This is a genomic window from Carnobacterium gallinarum DSM 4847 (assembly GCF_000744375.1).
GTDB lineage: Bacteria > Bacillota > Bacilli > Lactobacillales > Carnobacteriaceae > Carnobacterium > Carnobacterium gallinarum.
Genome location: NZ_JQLU01000002.1, coordinates 110,773 through 120,110, shown reverse-complemented (window position 1 = coordinate 120,110; position 9,338 = coordinate 110,773). Strand labels below are relative to the sequence as shown.

Sequence of the window (9,338 nt, the reverse complement as noted above, 5' to 3'; positions counted from 1 at the left end):
GTATCGTAGATTTTTTAATTGGCTTCTATCGGAAGCTATTGTTAAAGAAGAAAAAAATTTCTTTAGTCCCTCTCTCTGCTTTAGAGAATTTAAAAAAAGAAGATGTTGAATTATTTAAGTCTTCTCTTCTCTCTAGACAAAAATTAAATAGTTCTGATACTAATGAAGCTCTTTCTTACAATACTGTAAAAAGAACGATGGCCAGCCTCTCCTCTCTTTTCAACTATTTAACTACAGAAACAGAAAAAGAAGATGGAAATTCTTATTTTGATCGTAATGTAATGTTAAAAGTTAAATCAGTAAAGACAAATGAGACATTTTCTAGCAGAGCTGCGGCTATTAAAGAGAAACTATTTCTGGGTGATGAATCTATGGGCTATTTAAACTTTATTGAATATGATTATCCTAAATCCATTAGCCTTAAGCAACTCCCCTACTACAAAAAATCACTTGAACGTGACTTAGCGATTAATGCTCTTATTTTAGGTACTGGATTACGAGTTTCTGAAGCAGCAAACATCAATATCAATGATTTAAATTTGGCCACTAATACAGTTTCTGTTATTCGAAAAGGTGGAAAAAAAGATTCAGTAATTATTGCACCATTTGCTATGGTCTATTTAGATAATTATTTAACTGTACGTACACAGAGATATGCTCCAGAAAAAAATGAGAAAGCATTATTTTTAACTACTTACAAAAAAACTGCTAAACGAATTGAGACAGATACAATAGAAAAAATGGTAGCTAAATATTCAACTAAATTTAAAACTCGTGTTACACCTCATAAAATGCGACATACTCTTGCTACTAAGCTTTACCAGGTAACAAAAAATCAAATGACAGTTAGTAATCAGTTAGGACAAAGTTCTCTTTCAGCAACAGCCTTATATATACACATTATTGACGATGAGCAGCGAGATAGTATGAATAGTATTGAATAACAATTGCTGTCCTTTTGCTAAATGTTAATTACTTAATTCTAGGTGTATGATTTTAGTAGTTAGGTGAGATTTAAGTAAATTGAAGTTAATCCTTTCCTGACTTTATTGGGTCTTCAGGAAGGGATTTGAACATTGTTCCCCCTCCACTAATACATAAATATCAAGTTGAATAATAATATTTTCTCTTTTAAATGTTACCATACGTCATTTAATTAAAAGAAGTGCAAAGATAATATATTTTATGGCTAATAGCTTATCATCAGAAGTAAGTGATAACATTATATTTTAGGATAGTAATATAAAAGTAATAGATAGCATGACTAAAGAAAATAGATTTAAAATACATATAAATCTAGTGTATGACTAAAAGAAATATAAAGGTAATATATTATATTTCTACTATACCACCTTTGTAAGCAATTAATACCAAGCATTTAATATAGTAATATATTATACCCACTAAAGAAAATAGATTAAAATACACATAAACTTAGTGTATGACTAAAAGAAATATAAAGATAATATATTATATTTCTACTATATCACCTTTGTAAGCAAGTAATACCAATGAATTTTAATATAGTAATATAAAAAGTAATAGATTATACCACTAAAGAAAATAGATTTAAATACATATAAATCTAGTACATGACTAAAAGAAATATAAAGGTAATATATTATATTTCTACTATATTATCTTTGTAAGAAAGTAGTACCAACGCAGTTTAAGATAGTAATATAAAAGTAATAGATAATATGACTTAAGATAATAGAAAGTAAATCTGCTTTAATGCTAATAAAGTTAGGGTGACTTTCTATTTGTCAAACGTCTATTAATAAATAGAAGCATACACTAGAATTACTATTAAGAAAAGTTGGATTATGGATAGTGGTATTAGAACAAAAAAATATTAAGACGTATTTTAATGATGATTAGGAATGCGAGTATGACTTATGTAATAAACAAACAGCTTAGGTATAGCTAATGATAAGGAACTGGTCTTAGAAATAAAGTACTAAGTAATTTTAAGAATGAAAATGGCTTGGAGTATAACCACTTGTTTTTAGGCAATGGGTGTGGATTTTTAGATTCTTATTATCTATAAAATTGCCTTAATAAGTGGAATATCTTGTTTCTAAATTAATTATTACCATTAGTAAGATTTTTTATACGTAGAAAGAAATATATAGGTAATATATTGTATGACTAAATAAAATTTATTTAACATACATACAATATAATATATTGCTAAAAGTAATATATAGGTAATACATTATATGGCTAATATATTTTTTTCGAAAGTAAGCTATACCAAGGTTTTGAATATAGTAATATATAATATGACTAAAAGAAATACAAAGGTAATATATGATGCGAGCAATCGATGATATTAGAATTGGATATTACTTGCGGATTACTTTAAAGTAATATGCAAGTAATAGTGTTTAATAGAAGATTAAAAAAACTAAGAATAATTAAATTCTTAGTCTTGTTCATCTTCTAAATTCAAATTTAAAGGATATTTACTGTAATCTTTAAGGTGTGAATTGACCTCATCTTCAGTAGCTAAACCTAATTGGAAAAGATGTTGCCAAATCGCATTCTCAATAAAATCTGAGATAAATCCTTTAGTTCCAGGAATTTTTTTATTTCTTCTTGAATCTTTATATACAAGGCTTTCTAATCTATCTACTGTTGTTCTTTCAACTTTATATGTTCTTGGGACTAGTTCAGTACCAGAAAGGTTGCTATTTTTTTTTAAACCAAATTTGTTAGAAATGTCATTTTTTGTAGAAATATTTAATGGTTTTTCTGCAGGGACATTAGTACTAGGCTCTATAAAGTCTTCACCAAGACTATCTACAGGGGTCTGAATGTCATCTAAATCGTCGTCAAAAGCTGAGTCAAAGTCACCACTAGCTGATTGTTTACTCTTTTTTCTTGGCATTATTCTTCCTCCTTATCATTATATAGTTGATTAGGAATTTCAAGAACATTTCCTTCTTTTGAAAGTAATCCTAACTGATTCATTTCATTTAGTAACTTGTAAAAATTTTGAGAAAATTTATTTTCTGGTGCGCTCATAGTAATGGGCATACCGTTTCGTACTAACTTATCAGCAAATGTAATAGATCTAGGGATTTCAGAATCAAAGTAGTGATAATTATTTCTGTTGGTGTATTTCATCATGGCATTAATCATTTTAGCGTGTAGATTTGTATTATAAACTTTATTTGCCAAAACACCACCAATTCTCAAACTAGGATTATATTTATCCTTTAGTGTGTTTACTCGTGATATTAGGTGTGTTACACCATCTACACCATTCAAATCAGGTTCATAAGGAACCAATACAACATCTGCAATTGACAACACTGACGACGTTACTTGTTTAAGTTCAGGAGGAGTATCAAAAATAATAAAGTCATAATCATGCTCAACCTTATCAAAAGCACCTTCCAGAGCGTTAAAGTAATTTGAGCTAGGGTCAATGTTCTTGTTCATCTTTTTTTTCAATCCCTCGAGGGTCATTAATTCTGAAATGTTATCTTTAAACTTTTTAATTAATGATATAAACCATTCTAGAATTGTATCACGAAAGACTTCCATTTTGTCAAACTCTAAATAGTTGTTATCAGCATTTGCTGGTAATACATCAATTTGATTGTCATATGTTGTAACAATGGCTTCTTCAACAGTGGCTGTTCCCATAAAAACATCGTATATAGTGTTTTGATCGTTCTTCAGTTTAACTCTAAATGATTTTGTTGTATTCCCCTGTGCATCTGTATCAACAACTAGTATACGAGCATTTGGAAATGATTTTCTAAGAGCACCGGTAAGATTTAGTGTGATAAGAGTTTTCCCAACCCCACCTTTGTTTGCTGCAACTGTAATTCCTACTGCCATAGTAAGTTTCCTCCTTAAAGAAATATAAAGGTAATACAAAAATGTGACTAATATATTACTATTAAAAATATACATATAATACTACTACAATATAATACCACTTAACGTTGTCGAAATCAACAACTAAGTGAATAAAAGTTTATAAATAAGGGTTTTCTGAATAGTATTTAGTAATAAAATATATTGTATTACTATTAATAATGTATTTTAAATAGTAATACAATATATTACTAATTGATTTTAAAGGGTTTTTTCAAAAATAAAAACAAAAACAGTGAAAAAAAAAAGTAATATCTATTGAGTATGTAAAAAAAAGGTGGTATTATGTTACTTAAGAACTGTTGTTACAAGTGACAACAAGGAGAGGTTATATGGAAAAGGGTACTAAAGAATTTAGAAATGAGTATAATCGTTATGTACTAAAATTTCTAATCGATAACTATTATATTAGTCGAATTGAACTTTCTAAAGCAATTGGATTAGCATCTAGTTATGTTAGAGAGTTTGACAACGGAACTAGAAATTTTGGTACTGAAGCATTGGATAGATTTGAAGATATGGTTTTTAGTAAATATGAGCCACTCCTTTTAAACCATTCATTTGAGTTAGAACAAATAAAAAAAATGATTTCTGAGTTAAATACTCCAGAAGAAATTGATAGATTTCGATTAAAGGGTGCCAATGCACTTGAATTGAATTAAAAGCATATATCAAATGTAAAAATATTTACATTTTAAAAAAGTTTAGGTATGATTGATACAAAAAAAGAGACGGAAAGTATAAGAGCTTGGTCCCTCTAATACATTCTGAATCACATACGAAAGCTATGTGTTCATTCTCGTCCCATAAAAATTAGTATTTTATTTTGAATGAAACAGGTTGGAGCCTGTTTCTGATAATTTATTATACCAAATTTTCAAGGAAAATTCAACCTTTTAAGGCTTATTTAAGTGTGTTTTCACGCTGGGAATTAGCATAACAGTTTGGAATGACGAAAGAGAGAGCACTAGTACTAGTGCTCTCTCTTTTTTTGTTGATTAACTGGAGGTGAAATATAATGCAAACTATAGCAGAACCTAATACTGCAGCAATCAAAATAGATCCGATTAAAGTTCAAGAACTAATTCTAAATGGTGGATTAAAACGCTACAAAGTTAAGAATAGTAAATACAATTCATTGAACTTTCAGGAAGATAAAAATAAAAAGGGTGCTATTTTTGGTTTCAGAACAAAGGAAAACATGCAAGCAGCAAGAGGCATTGTATTGACTTCACTTGAAGCACTAGAAGAAAATAGAGATCAATTTACCCATTGGACTCCAAATATATTTAGTTACGGTGGATATACGGATGAGACTAGGCTCTATGTAAAAGGACATAAAGAATACAATCTAAGCCAAATCAACTGTTTTGTTGTCGATATTGATTTCAAATCAGCTTATGAGAGAGCATCAGTTAACGAAATCATTGAAAATACTTTTAAAGCAGGCTTTTACTATGTACCTACACTAGTTTTGAAAACAACAAAAGGGTATCACTTTTACTATTCACTAAAAGAACCGAGTTTTGTATCGAGTGCCAATAATTATAAATCTTTAAGAACAGCAAGAGCGATTTCTCGTAGCATTAAGTTAGCATTTGCTGAGAAAATGAACTGTGTGGACGTTGGTTGTAACAATTTCGGTATTTTTAGAACGCCGAATTCTGATAATATTGTTAGTTTTAATCCGGAGTTTCAATATTATTTTGATGACTTACAAGAATGGTCCATGTTTTATGCCAAAAATTGTGTTGAAGAGAATAATATTGCTGCAGTTGCTGATGGCAAAAATAATGTACGTATAAAAAAATACGGAAAACAAATTAATGCTGCTTGGTTTAAAGCATTGATCAATGCAAATGAAATTGATTGTGGTGCTGGCCAAGATTTGGGAAGAAACAATGCAGTATTAACAATGTCATTGGCATGTTACAGTTCGGGGTTAACATTTCAGGAGGCATTAAACATGATGGAAGAATTTAATATTAATTTAACAAGCCCCCTTGAGTACATGGAACTTGAAAGAACGGTAATAAATGCCTATAGCGGAGAATACAAAGGTGCACACAAGGATCACATTAATGCTTTAATCCATAAATGGGTCAAATCAGATCACATGAAAGAATTAAAAACTAAAACAAATGGAAAAGTGCATAGAAGTTTATGGCATAAGCATAAAAAAGCACGGACAGAGAGACAACGAGTTCATAAATACGAATGGCAGAAGGACCTTTTTGAGTGGATTAACAAACAAGTTACTCCGGATAAAATGGTTATCGAAACCACCTATGCTGCGATTCAAGAAGGAATTGGAATTCCGAAATCAACACTGAAGGAATTACTAAAGGACCTGGAACAACGTGGGGAACTATTTACAGAAACCACACGTGGGCGAGCAAGTCGAACATACTTGACTACCAGGGCTATGCTGATTCAATCAATCTACCACAATAAAAAAGAAAGAGCAGAAAAATTAGTTTTAGCGCTTTGTGAGTTAATTCCAAAATGCCGTAGCGTTGTGGCTAATTTCCTAAAAGATGCGTCAGAACAGCCTGTGAGAACGATGCAGATGGAATTATCAGAACTAGATACAAGTTAAATTAAAAGAGCCAGTCTGCCAATTACTTAATATATCTTATATACGCACTTCTCTCTAACCAAGCATTAGGGATCTATTTAGAGATATACTTTAAGAGTATGAGTTTATTTTATTGTTTGCGTTGTTTATGATTTATGTTAGAGTTTAAATAGAGCTTGCGATAATTATATCGCAAAGTGTTTGTAATTCTAAGATAGAGAGGTAGGCAAGGGAATGGGAAAAGATTTTATTTTGGGTAAACATCCGGTGTTAATTTTTTTAAAAGAAGAGTTGAAAATGAATTTATCAGAGTTTTGTTTAGCAACAGGAATCCCGCAATCAACGATTTCCACTTGGTTTAAGCGTGAGTGGGGGATAGAGAAGTATCCAATTTATTTTTTTGTAGGGATTGCTGCATTAGGTGATTTTACAATTGACGAGGTTTATAATAAGCTGATTCGTTTAGAATCAGAATACCTGGTTAATCAAGTTGGAAATAAGACGTTTCTAGCTGAAGAGGGGATACAATTGACTGAGAAGGTTGCTAGGGAAGCTGAGAGTGTTAAAGCTGACGTTGCAGGTAGCGAGATAGAGATTCGTTTTTTAGATTTTGTACGTCGATTAAAAAAAGCTAGTGAAAAAAGTAAAAAAGATGAGTTTTTGAAGGTTATGATTGAGTTGTATGTAACGATGGGGAGAACATTACCTGGATGGGTAACAGGGATTTTAAGTGATGAAGATACGTTTGTGGAGGTTTCTGTAGTTTTTGTAGAAGTTTTATCTCGAAAATAAACGAAAGCAGCAACCAATATAAATGAAATTTATTGGTTGCTAGCTGTAATGTATTATTTGATTTTTCTTGGTGGAAGGCTATTTAAATACAATTTAACTTCACTGTCCTGTTGAGTAGGTTTATCGAATATGAGACTCGGATCACCTGGAGAAATAATGTCTTTATTTTCTTTAACTTGTTCTAGGTCATGATACATGATCTTACTTTGCTTTGTATCACCGAGAGATTCGACAAGTTCAGCAAAGTTATAAGCCTTAAGGTACGCTTCTATTTCTTTTTTGTGGTTGTCGTGTGCTTTGTATAATTGGCAATACAGAAGTTGTTCAAGGAATAGGAACTGTATTTTTGACGAATATTCAATTTCTCTATTCTCAAATTTAAGTGCTTGCTTTAAATATTTAAAACCCTGAGTGTAATTTTTAACATATACAGCTTGGCAAATCATATTATTATAAGCTAAAAAGACAGTGGAGATAAATTCCTGACTTCTTATTTCTTTCTGATTGACTGGAAATAGTTTTTTTTCTAAAAATTTAATTTGTTGAAGACCGTATATATTTATACATGTCAAGCGAAAGGTAAAATGTCCTAAACCTTAAGCTCACATTAATGCAAGCTTTTCCTTCGTAAAAACTTGCATTAATGTGACCGTATTTGGTAAAATGAGTGTTAAGCTGCTCGTTCAGCTTCGTATTCTTCGAGTGTTTTTCCGATGCTGCGAAGATATCTTTTGAAAGACTCTAGTTTCCACGGGTGAGATTGTGGGGGAATATACTGGCGTCTTTCTTTTTTTTGCTCTGGAATCGGGTCAAACTCTGTTGAATAGTCGTCATGTTCTTTCAGTCTCCTTGTTGTGTATATTTTTTCAGCGATATTTACATAGATTTCGCCGTTAAAGGATTCGATAACGAGGGCTTTTGATCCGCGTGTAAAGTACTGATCTTCGCTACCCTCCGTCGGTAAATAGTAGTTATTTTGATACCGAATGTGATGCCCACTATCGATTTTTCTATTTGCGACTCGTGCTAATAATAAATTCATCTCTGATTTCGTAGGTGCCTTCTCATAGATTGATTCCTTCGTCTTATTACCAAACTTCCTGTTAAATGATTGAATCCATTTTGTTAAAAAATGATTGGCTTCCACAATAGATTGGATCCCTGCTAATTCTAAATCTACAGGAAGTCGTGATTGAACCGTGCCGTTTAATCGTTCTACACGGCCTTTCGCTTGTGGAATAGAGGAGGTACGAATGTCAATACCGAGTTGATGGCAGGCAAAACCAAATTGCGTGAAGGTATCTTCCTCAACGACTTTCTTGGTTTTGGATTGATAGTCAAAAACGGTTCGTTTATCGGTTAAAAAAGCTAAAGGAATCCCTCGGTTACGGAGGATCTGATGGAGCACATGATAATAGCCATTGAGCGTTTCTTGCGTGTCGAAATACCCACCAACGATATCCCCAGAAGCGTCATCAATCGCTAAGTGAAGATGGGTGACGTCGTTCCCGAACCAATTGTATGAACTGGCATCCATTTGAATCAGCTCTCCTTGGTATTTTTTCCTAGAGCGGCTAGGATGGATTTTTTCGGGTGAAGCCAGTTGATCTTCGGCTCTTGGAAGCAGTGGATTATCAAGCTTTGTCTTTGCTTTCATTGATTGTGCTTTGATTCGAGCTTTTATTTTTTTTCGTGTCTTTCTTTGTGTTTTAGGTGAGATAATATTCGCTAGGTATAAAATATTTCGAATCGTTGTATCGGTGTAACAGATCGCATAATCCTCCTTTAATATTTCAGTAAAGTGCTTCACATTCGGTTTTATATTAAACTGTTGATAAAGCCCAATGATTTGTTTTTTTACATCCTCCGGTACGGCATGCATCTGTTTTTTTCCTCTATTGCCGTGTGAAAAAACAGCCTTTCCTCCTTCTTGATATTTTTGGATTAATCGATTGACTTGTCTGATCGAGAGATCTAGTTCAACACAAGCTCTCTTCTTATCTTTTCTTTTTTCTGTGACAGCTTTTATTACGTTATATTTCTTATCTTCATTCATTGTTAGTATTATCCTTTT

General features: G+C 31.7%; 8 protein-coding genes. 4 read left to right on the top strand and 4 right to left on the bottom strand.

Annotation, left to right across the window (positions count from 1 at the left end):
- Positions 1-944: tyrosine recombinase XerS (gene xerS, locus BR43_RS00895; RefSeq protein ID WP_211252886.1), on the top strand; the 944-nt coding region annotated here is incomplete at its 5' end.
- 1,484 nt (positions 945-2,428) lie between these two features.
- Here the strand turns inward: xerS and BR43_RS00890 are convergent.
- Positions 2,429-2,893 (bottom strand): hypothetical protein, encoded by a 465-nt coding sequence (locus BR43_RS00890; protein ID WP_034558401.1) that lies wholly within the window; start codon positions 2,891-2,893, stop codon positions 2,429-2,431.
- Positions 2,893-3,855, bottom strand: coding sequence for a ParA family protein (locus BR43_RS00885; RefSeq protein ID WP_034558399.1), 963 nt, complete (start codon positions 3,853-3,855; stop codon positions 2,893-2,895). Before BR43_RS00885 ends, BR43_RS00890 begins: the two co-directional genes overlap by 1 nt.
- Before the next feature lie 371 nt (positions 3,856-4,226).
- Here BR43_RS00885 and BR43_RS00880 point away from each other — a divergent pair, with 371 nt between their 5' ends.
- The 3 genes from BR43_RS00880 to BR43_RS00870 all read left to right on the top strand — a co-directional run bounded on the left by BR43_RS00880 (position 4,227) and on the right by BR43_RS00870 (position 7,264).
- Positions 4,227-4,556, top strand: coding sequence for a hypothetical protein (locus tag BR43_RS00880; RefSeq protein WP_034558397.1), 330 nt, complete (start codon positions 4,227-4,229; stop codon positions 4,554-4,556).
- 356 nt (positions 4,557-4,912) lie between these two features.
- Positions 4,913-6,493: a primase C-terminal domain-containing protein gene (locus tag BR43_RS00875; RefSeq protein ID WP_051933764.1), complete on the top strand. Its 1,581-nt coding sequence runs from the start codon at positions 4,913-4,915 to the stop codon at positions 6,491-6,493.
- A gap of 213 nt (positions 6,494-6,706) precedes the next feature.
- On the top strand, positions 6,707-7,264 hold the full coding sequence (locus BR43_RS00870; RefSeq protein ID WP_034558395.1) for a hypothetical protein: 558 nt from the start codon (positions 6,707-6,709) through the stop codon (positions 7,262-7,264).
- Between the two features lie 53 nt (positions 7,265-7,317).
- On the opposite strand, the gene BR43_RS00865 is transcribed toward BR43_RS00870, so the two are convergent.
- Together BR43_RS00865 and BR43_RS00860 are read right to left on the bottom strand one after the other, a co-directional pair.
- Positions 7,318-7,710 (bottom strand): hypothetical protein, encoded by a 393-nt coding sequence (locus BR43_RS00865; protein ID WP_169741004.1) that lies wholly within the window; start codon positions 7,708-7,710, stop codon positions 7,318-7,320.
- A 224-nt stretch (positions 7,711-7,934) separates the two neighbouring features.
- Positions 7,935-9,320, bottom strand: coding sequence for an ISNCY family transposase (locus tag BR43_RS00860; protein ID WP_034558391.1), 1,386 nt, complete (start codon positions 9,318-9,320; stop codon positions 7,935-7,937).
- Between the last annotated feature and the right edge of the window lie 18 nt (positions 9,321-9,338).